At 37.8% G+C, this 14,035-nt stretch carries 18 protein-coding genes; 15 read left to right on the top strand and 3 right to left on the bottom strand.

Annotated elements, in window-relative coordinates; genetic code table 11:
- Positions 1 to 39 precede the first annotated feature (39 nt).
- Positions 40 to 213, top strand: a complete 174-nt coding sequence (locus tag V7124_RS17475) for a hypothetical protein (RefSeq protein WP_335413290.1) — start codon at positions 40 to 42, stop codon at positions 211 to 213.
- Between the two features lie 34 nt (positions 214 to 247).
- On the opposite strand, the gene V7124_RS17470 is transcribed toward V7124_RS17475, so the two are convergent.
- Complete coding sequence (locus V7124_RS17470) at positions 248 to 1,903, bottom strand: ABC transporter substrate-binding protein (RefSeq protein ID WP_335491506.1); 1,656 nt, start codon at positions 1,901 to 1,903, stop codon at positions 248 to 250.
- A gap of 99 nt (positions 1,904 to 2,002) precedes the next feature.
- Here V7124_RS17470 and V7124_RS17465 point away from each other — a divergent pair, with 99 nt between their 5' ends.
- The 5 genes from V7124_RS17465 (at position 2,003) to V7124_RS17445 (ending at position 6,243) form a co-directional block, all read left to right on the top strand.
- Positions 2,003 to 3,247, top strand: coding sequence for an MDR family MFS transporter (locus V7124_RS17465; RefSeq protein ID WP_335491504.1), 1,245 nt, complete (start codon positions 2,003 to 2,005; stop codon positions 3,245 to 3,247).
- Between the two features lie 8 nt (positions 3,248 to 3,255).
- Positions 3,256 to 3,801 (top strand): GNAT family N-acetyltransferase, encoded by a 546-nt coding sequence (locus V7124_RS17460; protein ID WP_335491580.1) that lies wholly within the window; start codon positions 3,256 to 3,258, stop codon positions 3,799 to 3,801.
- A 132-nt stretch (positions 3,802 to 3,933) separates the two neighbouring features.
- Complete coding sequence (locus tag V7124_RS17455) at positions 3,934 to 4,710, top strand: amino acid ABC transporter substrate-binding protein (protein WP_335491502.1); 777 nt, start codon at positions 3,934 to 3,936, stop codon at positions 4,708 to 4,710.
- A 111-nt stretch (positions 4,711 to 4,821) separates the two neighbouring features.
- Positions 4,822 to 5,481 (top strand): amino acid ABC transporter permease, encoded by a 660-nt coding sequence (locus V7124_RS17450; RefSeq protein WP_335413299.1) that lies wholly within the window; start codon positions 4,822 to 4,824, stop codon positions 5,479 to 5,481.
- A gap of 15 nt (positions 5,482 to 5,496) precedes the next feature.
- Positions 5,497 to 6,243 (top strand): amino acid ABC transporter ATP-binding protein, encoded by a 747-nt coding sequence (locus V7124_RS17445; RefSeq protein ID WP_335491499.1) that lies wholly within the window; start codon positions 5,497 to 5,499, stop codon positions 6,241 to 6,243.
- 48 nt (positions 6,244 to 6,291) lie between these two features.
- On the opposite strand, the gene V7124_RS17440 is transcribed toward V7124_RS17445, so the two are convergent.
- Together V7124_RS17440 and V7124_RS17435 are read right to left on the bottom strand one after the other, a co-directional pair.
- A complete protein-coding gene (locus V7124_RS17440) occupies positions 6,292 to 6,720 on the bottom strand; it encodes a VOC family protein (protein WP_335491497.1) in 429 nt (142 codons plus the stop codon).
- Between the two features lie 77 nt (positions 6,721 to 6,797).
- Complete coding sequence (locus V7124_RS17435) at positions 6,798 to 7,274, bottom strand: hypothetical protein (RefSeq protein ID WP_335491495.1); 477 nt, start codon at positions 7,272 to 7,274, stop codon at positions 6,798 to 6,800.
- Between the two features lie 93 nt (positions 7,275 to 7,367).
- On the opposite strand from V7124_RS17435, the gene V7124_RS17430 reads away from it, so the two are divergent.
- The 9 genes from V7124_RS17430 to V7124_RS17390 all read left to right on the top strand — a co-directional run bounded on the left by V7124_RS17430 (position 7,368) and on the right by V7124_RS17390 (position 13,919).
- Positions 7,368 to 7,970 (top strand): vWA domain-containing protein, encoded by a 603-nt coding sequence (locus V7124_RS17430; RefSeq protein WP_335491493.1) that lies wholly within the window; start codon positions 7,368 to 7,370, stop codon positions 7,968 to 7,970.
- A gap of 68 nt (positions 7,971 to 8,038) precedes the next feature.
- A complete protein-coding gene (gene hpt / locus V7124_RS17425; RefSeq protein WP_335413308.1) occupies positions 8,039 to 8,566 on the top strand; it encodes a hypoxanthine phosphoribosyltransferase in 528 nt (175 codons plus the stop codon).
- 30 nt (positions 8,567 to 8,596) lie between these two features.
- Positions 8,597 to 8,830, top strand: a complete 234-nt coding sequence (locus V7124_RS17420) for a hypothetical protein (protein WP_335413310.1) — start codon at positions 8,597 to 8,599, stop codon at positions 8,828 to 8,830.
- 80 nt (positions 8,831 to 8,910) lie between these two features.
- Positions 8,911 to 9,489 carry a LemA family protein gene (locus tag V7124_RS17415; RefSeq protein ID WP_335491490.1) on the top strand — a complete coding sequence of 193 codons (579 nt, stop codon included), beginning with the start codon at positions 8,911 to 8,913 and terminating at the stop codon, positions 9,487 to 9,489.
- Positions 9,486 to 10,241: a TPM domain-containing protein gene (locus tag V7124_RS17410; RefSeq protein ID WP_335413312.1), complete on the top strand. Its 756-nt coding sequence runs from the start codon at positions 9,486 to 9,488 to the stop codon at positions 10,239 to 10,241. The genes V7124_RS17415 and V7124_RS17410 overlap by 4 nt, the downstream gene beginning before the upstream one ends.
- 88 nt (positions 10,242 to 10,329) lie before the next feature.
- Complete coding sequence (cyoE, locus tag V7124_RS17405) at positions 10,330 to 11,253, top strand: heme o synthase (RefSeq protein ID WP_335491487.1); 924 nt, start codon at positions 10,330 to 10,332, stop codon at positions 11,251 to 11,253.
- Positions 11,254 to 11,587: 334 nt separating this feature from the next.
- Positions 11,588 to 11,737, top strand: coding sequence for a hypothetical protein (locus V7124_RS17400; RefSeq protein ID WP_335413316.1), 150 nt, complete (start codon positions 11,588 to 11,590; stop codon positions 11,735 to 11,737).
- Between the two features lie 12 nt (positions 11,738 to 11,749).
- The gene (locus tag V7124_RS17395; RefSeq protein ID WP_335413318.1) at positions 11,750 to 12,217 is read left to right on the top strand and encodes a cytochrome c oxidase subunit II; all 468 of its coding nucleotides are present in this window, start codon (positions 11,750 to 11,752) and stop codon (positions 12,215 to 12,217) included.
- Positions 12,218 to 12,236: 19 nt separating this feature from the next.
- Positions 12,237 to 13,919: a cbb3-type cytochrome c oxidase subunit I gene (locus tag V7124_RS17390; protein WP_335491576.1), complete on the top strand. Its 1,683-nt coding sequence runs from the start codon at positions 12,237 to 12,239 to the stop codon at positions 13,917 to 13,919.
- Positions 13,920 to 14,035 lie beyond the last annotated feature (116 nt).

The following is a 14,035-nucleotide window of genomic DNA, read 5'->3' as shown; positions in this document are numbered from 1 at the left end:
TAGATACTATTTTTGACATTATCAAGGAGGTGCCATTAGATGCCAAACGCAAAAGATTACGTAAATCAAAGTATGTCTTCTGTACAAAATACAGTTAACACTCTGCAGCAAGCACTAAGCAATGCTGAAAAACCAGAAAACAAAAACAAAATTCAACAAGCCATTCAATCACTTAACTCTGCGCAAGATCAACTATCTAGCTATCAGGATTAATTTGATAACCTGAACAGAAGCCTGACCACCGCGGTCAGGCTTCTCTTTTAGGCTTCATCCACAATTTCGATAAATCAACATAACCAAAGTGTTTAATCTCCACATTCATTAAATTAATGGAAAAAGGAATTTGCCGTTTTGAATAATATAGCGGGATACAGAGAGAATTTTTTATTAAATAATCTTCTATTTTTAAATGATGATCCATCCAGTTTTCAAAAGGCAATTCATCATATGCTTGAATAAGTTTCTGTAATTGAGAGTCACTAAGTGTTAATTTACTCAGTGGTGAATGGGTGTTTTTCATAAAATTGAAATAGGAAAAGCTTTGGTTCATTTCAAAGATTTCACCATGGATAAATAGATCAGACGCACCTTTTAAATGATCATGATACAAGGCATCGTGAAACGAGACTTCTTCTAACTCAACTGTTATTCCTGCATGTTCCAGAATGTCTTTTAACCATAAGGATACGGCCTTCGTATATCCTACATACTTCATTGTTAATGGATTTGAAAGGACGGGTTTTGGTATTTCGGGAATCATATAATTCTTCGAATAACCAATTAAACAGCCATTTGAATTTTCCGATATACGTGCATCAATCATTGAAATTTGCGGGCGATGCTTATCTATCAGCATATGAATATAATCTCTTACTTCTTTTCTAGCAATATCGGTCTGACGGAATGCATTCATCACCACGATACCAAAGCCAGAGTCGCTCTCCACTTCAAAAGTTCCAACTTCTCTAGATTCATGAGCACCATAATAGACATTTCCAAATTCCCTTGAAACCTGAATAAATTCCACTGAATCCAATAGCGGACGCTCACCGTAATAATGTTTAAACGCATGCAATACCGTTTTCTCATCCGTATTTTCTCCAAGATAAAAGCTGCCTGTACCGATAACCGAACCGATAGGGGATTCTTTATAGATACTAGCGGAAATCATACTAAGCAAAGGTAAAATATAGGTACAGCCATTTGGATAAACAAGTTCTACGATAAACGGTGCAGGAGAAGAAATGCTTGTTATAGGTTTCCAAAGTTCAGCATACGTTTCATCCTGCTTCATTTGCAAAAAAGTTTGGACAACATCCTCCGCTTTTAAGATGGAACCATCATGAAAAGAAACATCTTTCCGTATATACAAGGTTAACCGCTTATCTTGTACCTCCCAGCTATGGGCAAGTTCAGGTATGACCGTATTATTGTCATCCAAGGCTACAACCCGGTTATATAGGTTTGCTATTAAGTTTGCACTATGGACGTCCGCAGCTTTTAAAGGATGATACGTTAAGAAAGGGTAAAATCTCGGAATAATTAACCGATCCTGCCCTTCTTGCTGGAAGCCAAATTTTGATTGAAACTGGGTCATTAACCGCTGCTTCGTTTCCGTTGACCATTGGAATAATAATAATTTACTAACCTGTTCAATGGAGTATTTTTCAAGATGAGCAGAGTATTGCTGCTCATACTCTGACTCTACATCCCTTTTCCATAGGAGCTTAGACTCATTTCCTCTGCCCCTTCCGGACGTAAAGGTCAGCCAGCCTTCGTCATGCCATTGACCCAATTTACGGCGGGTTTGCTTTGTACTCAGATACAGTTTCTCTGCTATGTCTTTTACTTTAACCTCACCCGAAGAGGTTGAGTTCCATAATGTTAATAAATAGTGGTCCATTTGCTCATTCCTTTAAAAGTAGACATATTTTTGAAAATTGGTCATTTTTTAATTATTACGTCTAGTTTACTATAGATAGTATGAAAGGTGTTGATAAAAATGGCATGGAAAGAATATCCCCAAAATATTAAAGTGCGGCTGATCACCTCATTTTTTAGCCGTGCAATTAGCAGCTCTGTAATGCCGTTTATGGCACTCTTTTTTGCACAGCATAAGGGGGCAGTTTGGGCAGGAAGTTTTTTAGTCATCAATGTAATTATAGGCTTTTTTATAAACTTTATCGGAGGCTATATTTCAGACCGATTCCCTCGTAAAAAGATTATTATTCTATCATCAGCGTCTAGTGCGCTTATGTTTGCTCTTATGACAATAAGCTTATTGCCTAATCAAAAGTGGATTGTATTGTTTGCCATCAGCTATGTGGTATTCTCGATTACAAGCAGTCTAGGAAGGCCGGCAATTCATGCGGTGATTATCGATTCTACTACACCGGAAAATCGTAAGAGTGTTTATGCACTTGAATATTGGTTTACAAATTTATCGATGGCAATCGGTGCAGCTTTAGGTGGACTTTTGTATGTGAACCATCAAATAGAACTTTTTATTGCGTTAACGATTGTTTCGATTAGCTTGCCAATCGCCTATGGCATCTGGCTGCAAGATACACGCGTTAAGCTATTGGAAAAAAAGCATGAAAACATTTTTGTGGATCTCATTCAAAATTATAAAGTCGCCTTTCAGGATAAACCATTCGTCATGGCAGTGGCTGGTTCAATGTTTATTTTAGCAGCCGAATTTTCACTAAATAGTTATATCGGCGTACGATTAGCAGAGGAATTTAAATCGGTATTTGTTGGGGATTTTGAAATAGCAGGGGTAAGGATGCTGAGTTTTCTCAATATCGAAAATATGCTGATGGTAGTGGCGTTTACTTTTTTCATTACGAAAATAACAGATAAGTTTTCAAAACGGAAGATGCTTCTGCTAGGATTATTGCTATATAGTGCAGGATATACGATGGTCACTTCAGCGAATATATGGTATGTACTTGTTTTATTCAATGCTTTGGCCACAATTGGCGAGCTTATTTACTCTCCAATTATGAATGCCGAAAAAGCAAATATGATGCCAGAGGACAAGCGTGGTTCTTACTCGGCTTTTTCTAACCTAAGCTTTAGCGGGGCAGATTTAATCGCTCGTGCGGGAATCATATTGGGGGCATTTTTAGTGCCGACGATGATGTCTGTGTACGTAGGGGTTATTTTAATGGGTGGGACTTTCCTCCTGTATAGTGGACTTTTTGTGGTAAATAAGATTCGTGTTCATAAGAATATTTCAACTTGATGCCGGAGGTGCTGAAAATCGAAATAAGAAGACCTAGAATCGAAGACACAGAGGAACTGAATCAATTGTTTAGGATTGTCATTGAAGATACTTTTGCTAGGGAAGGCTTAGCGGAGTTGATTGATGATATCGCAGCTGAAATTAATAGTAAGAAAAAGTATTTACAAATGGATTTTGAAAGCCAGGGCGAGAAAAGGTATTTCTTAATAGCTTTAGCTGAAAACAAAATTATTGGAACAATTGAATATGGTCCTGCTAGTGAGCTGATTCATGACTGTACCAATGGGGACCTGGGAAATCTTGATGAAGTAGGAACGGTATTTGTACTTCCCGACTATCAAAGACAGGGTGTGGGGAATAAGCTGCTAGCCGATATTGTTCAAACTTTAAAAGCACGGGGAATCCAAGAAGTCTGTCTCGACAGTGGCTATAGGAATGCCCAAAGCATTTGGAAAAAGAAATTCGGAGAACCTGATTATTTATTAAAGGATTATTGGGGTCAAGGGCAGGATCATATGATTTGGAAACTATCAACAAGTGGAGTCTATTTTTAAATAAATAGGCTCCTTTTATTATTATCATTCCTGCTATTGAAATTAATAAAGTTATAGTGTTATAATATGGTATCGTGATAATATGGTAACGTACTAAAGCGAATTTAAATTTAATTTAAGGTGGTATATAAAATGAAAAAACGATTAGCTATTATGATTCTTATTTTAACTTCTGTGTTTGCGATCGTAACCGGATGCTCAAAGTCAAGTGGAAAAGAAGAAAACACCCTAGTGATCGGTATAGATGATAAATTTGCTCCAATGGGTTTCCGTGATGAGGATAATAATATTGTTGGATTTGATATTGATTATGCTAAGGGTGCTGCGGAAAAAATGGGAGCAGAGGTTAAATTTCAACCAATAGACTGGAAAACAAAAGAAGCAGAGCTAAGCAGTGGAAGAATTGACTTAATCTGGAACGGATATACAATTACCGATGATAGGAAAGAGAAAGTTCTTTTCACAAAACCATATCTGAAAAATGCGCAGGTACTTGTTACTCTTTCTGATTCAAAGTTAACAAAACTAGACGATTTAGAGGGTAAAGTAGTGGGTCTTCAGTCACTTTCTTCAGCTTCAGATGCACTGGATGCTTCTCCTGTAAAAGAAAAGCTTAAGACCGTTACTGAATTTGCTGATAATGTACAAGCCTTAACAGACTTAAAGAGTGGGCGTTTGGATGCTGTGGTCATTGATGAAGTTGTTATTAATTATTATATGACAAAAGAAGCAGGTACATTTAAGGTGCTTGATGAATCACTGGCTCCAGAGGAATACGGAATTGGTGTGAAAAAAGGAAATGAAGAGTTACTTGAAAAACTGCAAAAGGCACTTGATGAGATGAATGAGGACGGAACGGCCGCTAGTATTTCTGAACAGTGGTTTGGAGAAGATAAAGTACTTAAGTAGGCTGTTTTCATCAAAGCAACAAAGTTTTAGAAAAGAGCCTTAAGTAATATGAAAATAAGGTAAAACAGGATTTCCTTGGGGAACCCTGTTTTGTTTTTGGAGGAATTTACAATGTCATTGGAATATTTTAAGTCGATTGTTATGCCTATGCTTGAAGGCGCCCAGATGACAATTCTATTGTTTTTCATTGCTATTATCGTCTCTATTCCACTTGGTTTCTTACTAACAATTGCGGTTAAAAGCAGCGTAAAACCCGTATCCTTACTAGCACAGGGGTATATTTACGTGATGAGAGGAACCCCTCTATTACTGCAATTATTATTAATTTGCTTCGGCCTGCCAATGCTGCCTGTTGTCGGTGAATATTTAGTTTTAGATCGATTCGTTGCAGCTTGTTTAGGGTTTATTCTAAATTACGCAGCCTATTTTGCTGAAATATTCCGCGGTGGTCTTCTCGCAATCGATAAAGGACAATATGAAGCTTCCCAGGTTCTTGGCTTGAGTAAGTGGCAGACAACAACAAGGATCATTTTACCGCAAATGTTTCGGGTCACTCTTCCCGCTATTGCAAATGAATCGGTGACACTTGTCAAGGACACTGCTTTGCTCTATGCAGTTGCAGTTCCAGAATTATTACACTATGCTCAAACTGCTGTAAACCGAGACTTTACGATTGTGCCATTTTTCGTAGCTGGGTTGATTTATTTGATTATGACTCTCTTTTTAACATTTATTTTTAAAGGAATTGAAAGAAGATACAAATTTGAATAAAAAGGATTGGTAAATGTGGCTATCATTGAGGTTTCCAACCTGAAGAAATCGTTTGGCAAGCTAGACGTATTAAAACAGATAACATTTGATGTGAATAAAAATGATGTGATTGCGGTAATCGGTCCCTCTGGTTCAGGGAAAAGTACCATGCTTCGCAGTTTAGTTCACCTGGAAGAAATAAATGGCGGGAGCATTACGATTTCTGGCGATCCATTTGTAAGGGATGGAATTTACGTGAAACCGCAGGAAATCAAAAAGATTACATCTAAAATGGGGATGGTCTTCCAGCATTTTAATCTATTTCCGCACCTGACGGTTAGAGAAAATCTAGAACTGCCTCCTAGATTGGTAAAGAACGAGCCAATTGCCTCGATTCAGCAAAGAAGTAATGAGCTATTGAGAAAAGTTGGTCTTACTAAGAGAGCGGATGCTTATCCTGCCAATTTATCAGGCGGTCAAAAACAACGGGTTGCTATCGCGCGCGCACTGATGATGAACCCTGAAATCCTCCTGTTTGATGAACCCACTTCAGCGCTGGACCCTGAATTAACTGGGGAAGTTCTAGAGGTAATAAAGGCACTTGCAGAGGAGCAAATGACGATGATAGTCGTTACCCATGAAATGGGATTTGCTAAGGAAGTAGCGAACCGGGTTATTTTCATGGATAACGGAGAAATTATTGAAACGGGACATCCTTCAGAATTGTTGGTAAATCCACAGAATGAACGGACAAAGGCTTTCTTAAGCAGAAGCTTAAAATAAGTAAAAAGGATACAGTCTTTGCAGGCTGTATCCTTTAATTTGTGAAAATTAACTTCCATATTCTCCGGTATCATGGCTTATTTGCCAATGGATTCCGAATTTATCGGTTACTTGGCCATAGAGTTTAGCCCAGAAAGTTTCTTGGAGCTCCATCGTAACTTTTCCGCCTTCTTTTAATTGATCATACCAAGATTGGATATCATCTAAATTTTTGCTGACTAAAGCCATTGTAATATTATTGCCTTCAATAAATGGTGACCCTGGGAAGTTATCAGAAAACATGACAGTGCTTCCATCAATGGTAAGTCGTGTATGCATAACCAAATCTTTTACTTCCTCTGGCATCTGATAATCAGGATGTTGCGGTTGTTCTCCAAAGGTCATGATATTCGGTGAATCTGTCTTAAATACCTTCGCATAAAATTCAACAGCTTCACGGGTATTACCATTAAAAACTAGATAAGCATTTATTGGCATTTTACTTCACTCCTCTTAAATATCTATGTACAATTTCATTCTAACCGAATCATTCGATAATAATCTAATTTCTCGTTTTAAATCAATGGATTTAAACTAAAATAGTCCAAAGCCTGATTGATATGGTAAAAATCATATATCTTTTTCTCAAGACAGAATTGAATGACTAAATCAAAGGTGTCACTGTCGGATAAAGTGTATCCAGCAGAACTTAATAGTTTCTCTGTCTCCTTTTTCGTTAGTTCAAGAGCAAGGGCCAGAGCGATAACGGTATTTTTCTTTGGTTTGTACTCGGGGTTCGAGCGTATTTTTGAAAAATGTCTGCGGTCGATTCCAGCACGATTGTAAACATCAGAGTCACTGACGCCTTTTATATCGATAAAACGAAACAAAGTCTGATGGAAGGTAGGCTGACGTTTAATTTTTATGAAATCCTCGATTTCAATACTTTGTAGCTCTTCTGATCTATGAAAGCTTATTGATTCAAGAACCTGAACGTTCAAATGAAATTCTACATACTTCTGTAATTCTTGCAATAGCTCTCTGTCAAACATAATCTACCTCCGTAAATGTCGCCTGCCAAGCGACCAACTAATGGATGAACCCACCTATTATTATAATATAAATTGTTTGAAAGGATGATAGAGATGAACACAAACCTAACAGAAATCATTTTTCTTCTTGACCGGAGCGGCAGTATGGGAGGGCTTGAAAGTGATACGATTGGCGGATTTAATGCTTTTATTGACAAACAGAGGAAACTAGAAGGGAAAACGTTGGTGACAACAGTTCTATTTGATGATCAATATGAAATTATATGGAATGGCGTCGGAGCTGAAAAAATTAAGCTGACTGATCAGGAGTATTATGTGAGAGGATGTACAGCTTTGCTAGACGCGGTGGGAAAAACAATCTTAGATGTGGGGTACAGATTATCTAAAGCATGTGAAGAAGAACGTCCAGGTAAGGTGATTTTTGTCATTACAACAGACGGCTTCGAAAATGCCAGCCGTGAATTTACCTATAAAAAAGTGAAAGAGTTAATTAAGCACCAGCAAGAAAAGTATAACTGGGAGTTCATCTTTCTTGGTGCAAACATCGATGCAGAGAAAGAAGCTGACAGTCTTGGAATTGATGTGAGCAACGCTTTTAGCTTTGAAGCATCTAAAGATGGAGTGGAATGTATGTACAATTTAATAGCTGAAGAAGTAGTAGAGAGAAGACAGGCTGGAAAAAGTATGAGAAAGTGATGAAGGACAATAGTATCGGGAATAGTAATGTTGCCGAGTTTGGATTTTAAAGAAAGTGGGTATTTACAATGGCATATCGAGTTAAAGCTACTATGATTTCAGAAAATGAAATTAAGCAAAGAGTGAAGCAATTAGCGGAGGAAATCGAAAGCGATTTTAACAATGAGCCAATCATCTTAATCGTTGTTCTTAAGGGATCATTTGTTTTTGCGGCTGATTTGATTCGCGAAATGAAAGGCGATATTAATGTAGACTTCATTTCGGTTTCAAGCTATAGCAATCAGACAGAAACGACAGGTAAAGTTAAGCTTTTAAAAGACCTTGATACAGATATTACGGATAAAAATGTTGTAGTGGTTGAAGATATTATTGACAGTGGCCTTACACTTCATTTTCTACGCAAACATTTAAACATGCATAAACCTAAAAAAATAAAAATTTGCACACTGTTAGACAAACCTGAACGAAGAAGAGTTGAATTACCAGTTGATTATGTTGGTTTTGTCATCCCAGATGAGTTCATCGTCGGCTATGGAATTGACTATGCACAAAGTTTTCGAAATTTACCGTATATAGCAACCGTAGAAGAGTATTAGTTTTTGCCATCATAAAGGAGGTAGTACACTTTGACAGCAAATATTTTTAAAGGAAAAAATGAAGAAGAAAAAAATAATCTAGAAGAAATCCTGGAAAATTCAATTAAAACGGAAGAAGATTTAATGCGGACGTATTTGATAACAGCAGAGCGGATTCACGATGATGATGAGCTAAAGGAACGCTTAGAAAATTTTGCTGAAGGAAATGCCAAAAGAACCAAACAGCTCATCGATGAATTAAATGAAACGAAAGAAGAAAAATAATAGGAAGCTGTGCGGATTCAATTGATCCACACAGCTTTTCAAATTGGAATATAATTAAAAGGAAAGGAGATGTATTCAAAATGAAAAAAGGTTTTATGATCATTGGAGCGATTGTTGCCGTAGTTGTAATACTTGGTGTCATGTTAACGTCGAGCTATAACAACTTTGTTACCCTCGAGGAAAATGTTGATCAATCGTATGCACAAATTGAAAATCAACTTCAAAGAAGGCTGGATTTAATACCCAACCTTGTAAATACCGTAAAAGGTTATGCTTCCCATGAAAAAGAGGTGATTGCTTCAATATCTGATGCCCGTGCAAGATTAGCAGGAGCAAATACGGTTGAAGAAGAAGCAAATGCTAATGCAGAATTAACGGGTGCCTTAAGTCGATTACTTGTAGTTGTTGAAAATTATCCTGATTTAAAAGCTAATCAGCAGTTTACACAATTAATGGATGAATTATCTGGAACAGAAAATAGAATTTCAGTTGCACGAAAAGATTATAATGGCCAGGTTGCCGTATATAACAAAAAGGTTAAGCAACTTCCTGGGGCACTGATAGCAGGAATAACTGGTTTTGATGAAAAGGAATATTTTACAGCAGATCCTAAAGCTGCTGAAGCACCAAAGGTTGACTTTGGAGGCAGTGGAGAATGAAACCGAAAAGGATCTACAGCCTTCTTTTTCTGTTCCTTTCTTTTTTAATCTTACAAAGTAGTGCACTAGCAGCAGATATTAAAATGCCTGCGCCTATTGGGGATATCTATGTACAAGATTTTGCTAAGATACTAACTGAGGATGAATTATCGGAAATAAGAAGTTTAGGCCGATCTATTGAGGATCAAACTACTGCGCAAATTTCTGTATTAACAGTGGATACCATTGGAGAAAACACAATAGAGGATTATGCAAATGAAGCCTTTAGGCAATATGGAATTGGAAACGAACAGAAAAATAATGGTGTATTGTTAGTTATTGCGGTTACTGATCGTTTAATTAGAATTGAAGTAGGCTATGGGCTCGAGGGGAGGATACCTGACGCAAAAGCCGGGCGGATTCTTGATCAACATGCCATCCCTTTCCTACAAAATGATGAGCCAAACAAGGCGATTGTAGAAACATATAAGGTACTAGCAAATGAAGTGTTAACCGAATATGGTCAAGAAGGTGGACTGTCCGCCCCAACAAAGCAAGCTCAACCGAATACTGGTGATGAAGGGTTGGGAATCCCTTCATGGCTGCTTATTATTATAGTCGTTGTCGTTGTATTTCTTGATTTTAAATTTTTTGGAGGAACCCTTACGTATCTGCTTCTGTCTATTATTTCACGGGGCAGAGGAGGTGGCGGCGGCTCTAGAGGTGGAGGAGGTGGCTCATCAGGCGGTGGCGGTGCAGGGCGAGGCTGGTAAATATCCTCAAGTGATGCAAATCAATGTATTAAGCCTTACGTTTATGGTTTAATGGTCTAAAAGGGTTCAAACCTGGGGGTATTTAGGAATGAATAAAAATGAGGCATCTTCTATTCAGAAGGCTTTCTTAGATAAACAGAATACCTCTACCATCATAGCTGATTTAAAATCACTTTTTAAAGCTGGTGTCTTGGTTGCAAATGTTCTGCCTGTGTTTACAGGATTTTGGCTGGCTCTTTATTTTACGGAAACATCCTTTAGCACCCAATGGGGAGTTTTTTTATTAACAATTGTAGGAAGTACAATGGTAATGGCAGGAGCACTTATCCTTAATAATTGGTATGATGTTGATATAGATACAATCATGGAGAGAACAAAAAAACGACCGACTGTAACAGGAAATATTCCATTAAAAGTTGTTTTAATGATGGGGATTGTCTTTACGATCATTGGTTTTATTCTTCTCCTGTTTACGACTCTTGAAGCAGCCATTTATGGTTTTATTGGCTGGTTCACCTATGTATTCCTGTATACGATGTGGTCGAAAAGAAGATACACTTTTAATACACTCATTGGCAGTGTTTCAGGTGCCGTTACCCCATTAATCGGATGGACTGCCATTGAATCAGGTTTCCATTTAATCCCGATGATATTATTTTTAATCATCTTTATTTTTCAAATGCCGCATACCTTTGCGATTGCTATGAAAAAATGTAAAGAATATAAAGCCGCAGGTGTGGCCATGCTTCCCGTTGTCCGCGGATTTAAAATAACGAAGCGACAAATTGTCGTCTATGTTGCGTGCCTGCTTCCCTTACCATTTTTCTTATCACCGCTGGGAACACCATTTATAGTCATAGCAACATTATTGAATATTGGTTGGTTGATTGCCAGCATATATGGTTTTTTTACAAAAGACGATCTTAAATGGGCTCACGTGATTTTTCTTTATTCGGTAAACTACGTAACCATTTTGTTCATTCTCATGATAATCGTAACATTGCCTTTTTAAATTTATATAAAGAGCTTTTAAGTATGCTGTCCCTGGGTAATGGGGGCAGCATTTTTTTGTGTAAAAATTTTGACACCGCTTTCTATTTGTTCATAAATTCGTCACTTTTTTTCGATGTGGATAAATACTATTTCAGGATATAAATTATTGAATCTATAAGGTTTTAAAAAGTTGGTATTATTGTATTTGTGTCGATATAGACATAAAAATGGTATAAAAATTTCGCTTGATTACTATGACATTTATCACTCTATTATGTGATTCAGTTCACTTCAGTGAGAACCCTTCGCAATTATTATATAAGTAAGAACAAATTAAGGGGGTTGATTTTTCAATGGCATCGACAAAAGTTCATTCAAATAAAAAAGAAAGTAAAGAAATCGAGGCACCGTTAAAAGGAACTTGGATTTCTGTAACAGTGGTTGGAGCAGTAATTGTTGCCACTTATGCAGTACTATACGGGCTTTATATGGCTAGATTTTAAGGGGGGATAAAAATGAAAATGCACTTAGATGAAAAGATATGGCTTACGATAAGTTTTGGAATCATCATGGGATTCATGCTCATTACAGGATATCAAGCTTTTGCTTTAGAAATGGGGCCGCCAAGTAATATGGAAACAATCGACCCGCAGAAGGTTGATCAAACAGCACCATTCGATAATCCAGGAGTTAAAGAAATAGGCGACAATGAATATGAAGTCGTTATGACTTTGCAAGCGTTTGGCTTCACTCCAAACAATATTGAAATCCCTGCTGGGGCAAAAGTTACGTTTATCATGACTTCAAAAGATGTTGTTCACGGATTTGAAGTTGCTGGCACAAATATCAATGCAATGGTTATGCCAGGGCATATTCAAAAAATCACCCAAACATTTGATAAGCCAGGCAGTTATTTAGTTATCTGTAATGAATATTGTGGTGCGGGTCACCAAGTTATGAGTACAACGATTACGGTTAAATAAGGGGGGATAGTAGATGAAAATGGAAGCAGATTTAAAAACAGGTTTTAAAGATAAAGCAAATAAAATCCTGGGATATCACCCAGAGGATGCAAAACTATCGAAATCTTATATAGCTGTAGCATTTATCGCATTACTAGTTGGTGGATTTTTAGGATTATTACAAGGTTTAAACAGAGCCGGCTTGCTAGAGTTACCAACTTGGTTTAATTATTATCAAGTATTGACTGCACATGGATTAATACTAATCCTCGTGTTAACAGCATTCTTTACCATTGGATACTTTTATGCAGCACTTTCCCATAATTTAGGGGGTCTTCTTCCGAAGGTAAGAAAGCTCGCTTGGATTGGTTTCTTTGTGAAATTGGTCGGGTTTGTTTTAGCCGTCATTCCAATCTTAATGAATGAAGCATCGGTTATGTACACCTTCTATCCACCGATGGCTGCACATCCAGTATTCTATATTGGTTTAGCATTAATCGTAGTCGGCGTTTGGTTGTGCTGTATTGGAGCATTTATCCAAGTTGCGAATTGGAGAAAGAATCATAAAGGCCAGCACGTTCCAATCCTATCTTACTTTGCAACAGGAGTCTTTGTTCTATTATTCTTCGCTCTCATGTTTGTTGCAGTTGAAGTTTTAGTTATGATTTTACCATGGACGCTTGGCTGGGTCGACACGATCAATGTCATGGTCGCTCGTACACTGTTCTGGGCTTTTGGACACACATTGGTTAATATCTGGTATTTAACAGCTGTTTCAGCCTGGTACGTCGTTGTACCTAAAGTAATCGGCGGTAAGCGCTGGAGTGATTTACTAACTCGTGTAGTTATTATCGCTCTAGTCATTATGAACATCACTGGTGGTTTCCATCACCAAATCATTGACCCTGGTATTAATGAATTGGTTAAATTTATGCATGTATTTATGAGTTTAGCTATAGGATTCCCATCTCTAATGACAGCATTTGCACTGTTCGCTGTATTTGAGCGTACGTCAAGAAGAAAAGGCGGTAAAGGTTTAATTGGCTGGTGGAAGAAAATGCCTTGGGGCGATGTTCGTTTCCTAGCACCTTTTATTGCGATGCTTGCCTTTATTCCTGCTGGAGCAGGCGGTATTGTTCAAAGTACCAACCAACTAAATCAAGTCGTCCATAATACCATGTGGGTTGTTGGACATTTCCACTTAACCTTAGGTATGTCAGTCGTTATGACATTCTTCGGAATTAGTTATTGGCTAGTTCCTTATATCTCAAATCGCGTATTAACGCCACAAATCAATCGAATAGGTGTAATCCAAACATGGATTTGGACAATTGGTATGATTTTCATGTCTGGTGCAATGCACTACGTCGGTTTGCTTGGTTCACCAAGAAGAACTTCTTACACAACGTATGGGGATCATGCAACAGCATTAGGCTGGGATCCATACTTGATGCTCTTAGCAGTAGGCGGTACGTTGTTAATTGTCGGTGTTATTCTTCAAGTGTACGCCGTATTCAATATGATGTTCTTTGCGCCAAAGGGAGATACAGAATTCCCAATCGCCGAAGAAGAGGATAATGCAACAAAAACTCCATATTGGACAGAACGCTGGGGACTTTGGATTGTTATCATGTTAATCGTGGTAGCAATGGCATATGTTATCCCGTTAACAGAATTTATCGTAAATGCACCTCCAGGATCACCACCGTTTAAAACCTGGTAAAAAGAAAAGCGGAGGCGCCTTCGGAACAAGCACAGCTTGTTCCTGCGAGGAATATTCTAAGGAGCTTTCCTTAGTGAACAGGGGCGACAGGCATAAGACGAGCCGGCATGAAGGTT

It is taken from the genome of Neobacillus niacini, from assembly GCF_036961885.1.
In the GTDB taxonomy this organism is placed as follows: Bacteria; Bacillota; Bacilli; order Bacillales; family Cytobacillaceae; genus Neobacillus; species Neobacillus niacini_H.
This window is presented reverse-complemented; position numbering and strand designations above follow the sequence as displayed.

Bases quoted from the DNA above. Each gene is read 5' to 3' on its own strand.
- V7124_RS17475 (WP_335413290.1), top strand. From the start codon at position 40: ATGCCAAACGCAAAAGATTACGTAAATCAAAGTATGTCTTCTGTACAA.
- V7124_RS17470 (WP_335491506.1), bottom strand. From the start codon at position 1,903: ATGGACCACTATTTATTAACATTATGGAACTCAACCTCTTCGGGTGAG.
- V7124_RS17465 (WP_335491504.1), top strand. From the start codon at position 2,003: ATGGCATGGAAAGAATATCCCCAAAATATTAAAGTGCGGCTGATCACC.
- V7124_RS17455 (WP_335491502.1), top strand. From the start codon at position 3,934: ATGAAAAAACGATTAGCTATTATGATTCTTATTTTAACTTCTGTGTTT.
- V7124_RS17450 (WP_335413299.1), top strand. From the start codon at position 4,822: ATGTCATTGGAATATTTTAAGTCGATTGTTATGCCTATGCTTGAAGGC.
- V7124_RS17440 (WP_335491497.1), bottom strand. From the start codon at position 6,720: ATGCCAATAAATGCTTATCTAGTTTTTAATGGTAATACCCGTGAAGCT.
- V7124_RS17435 (WP_335491495.1), bottom strand. From the start codon at position 7,274: ATGTTTGACAGAGAGCTATTGCAAGAATTACAGAAGTATGTAGAATTT.
- V7124_RS17430 (WP_335491493.1), top strand. From the start codon at position 7,368: ATGAACACAAACCTAACAGAAATCATTTTTCTTCTTGACCGGAGCGGC.
- hpt (WP_335413308.1), top strand. From the start codon at position 8,039: ATGGCATATCGAGTTAAAGCTACTATGATTTCAGAAAATGAAATTAAG.
- V7124_RS17415 (WP_335491490.1), top strand. From the start codon at position 8,911: ATGAAAAAAGGTTTTATGATCATTGGAGCGATTGTTGCCGTAGTTGTA.
- V7124_RS17410 (WP_335413312.1), top strand. From the start codon at position 9,486: ATGAAACCGAAAAGGATCTACAGCCTTCTTTTTCTGTTCCTTTCTTTT.
- cyoE (WP_335491487.1), top strand. From the start codon at position 10,330: ATGAATAAAAATGAGGCATCTTCTATTCAGAAGGCTTTCTTAGATAAA.
- V7124_RS17400 (WP_335413316.1), top strand. From the start codon at position 11,588: ATGGCATCGACAAAAGTTCATTCAAATAAAAAAGAAAGTAAAGAAATC.
- V7124_RS17395 (WP_335413318.1), top strand. From the start codon at position 11,750: ATGAAAATGCACTTAGATGAAAAGATATGGCTTACGATAAGTTTTGGA.
- V7124_RS17390 (WP_335491576.1), top strand. From the start codon at position 12,237: ATGGAAGCAGATTTAAAAACAGGTTTTAAAGATAAAGCAAATAAAATC.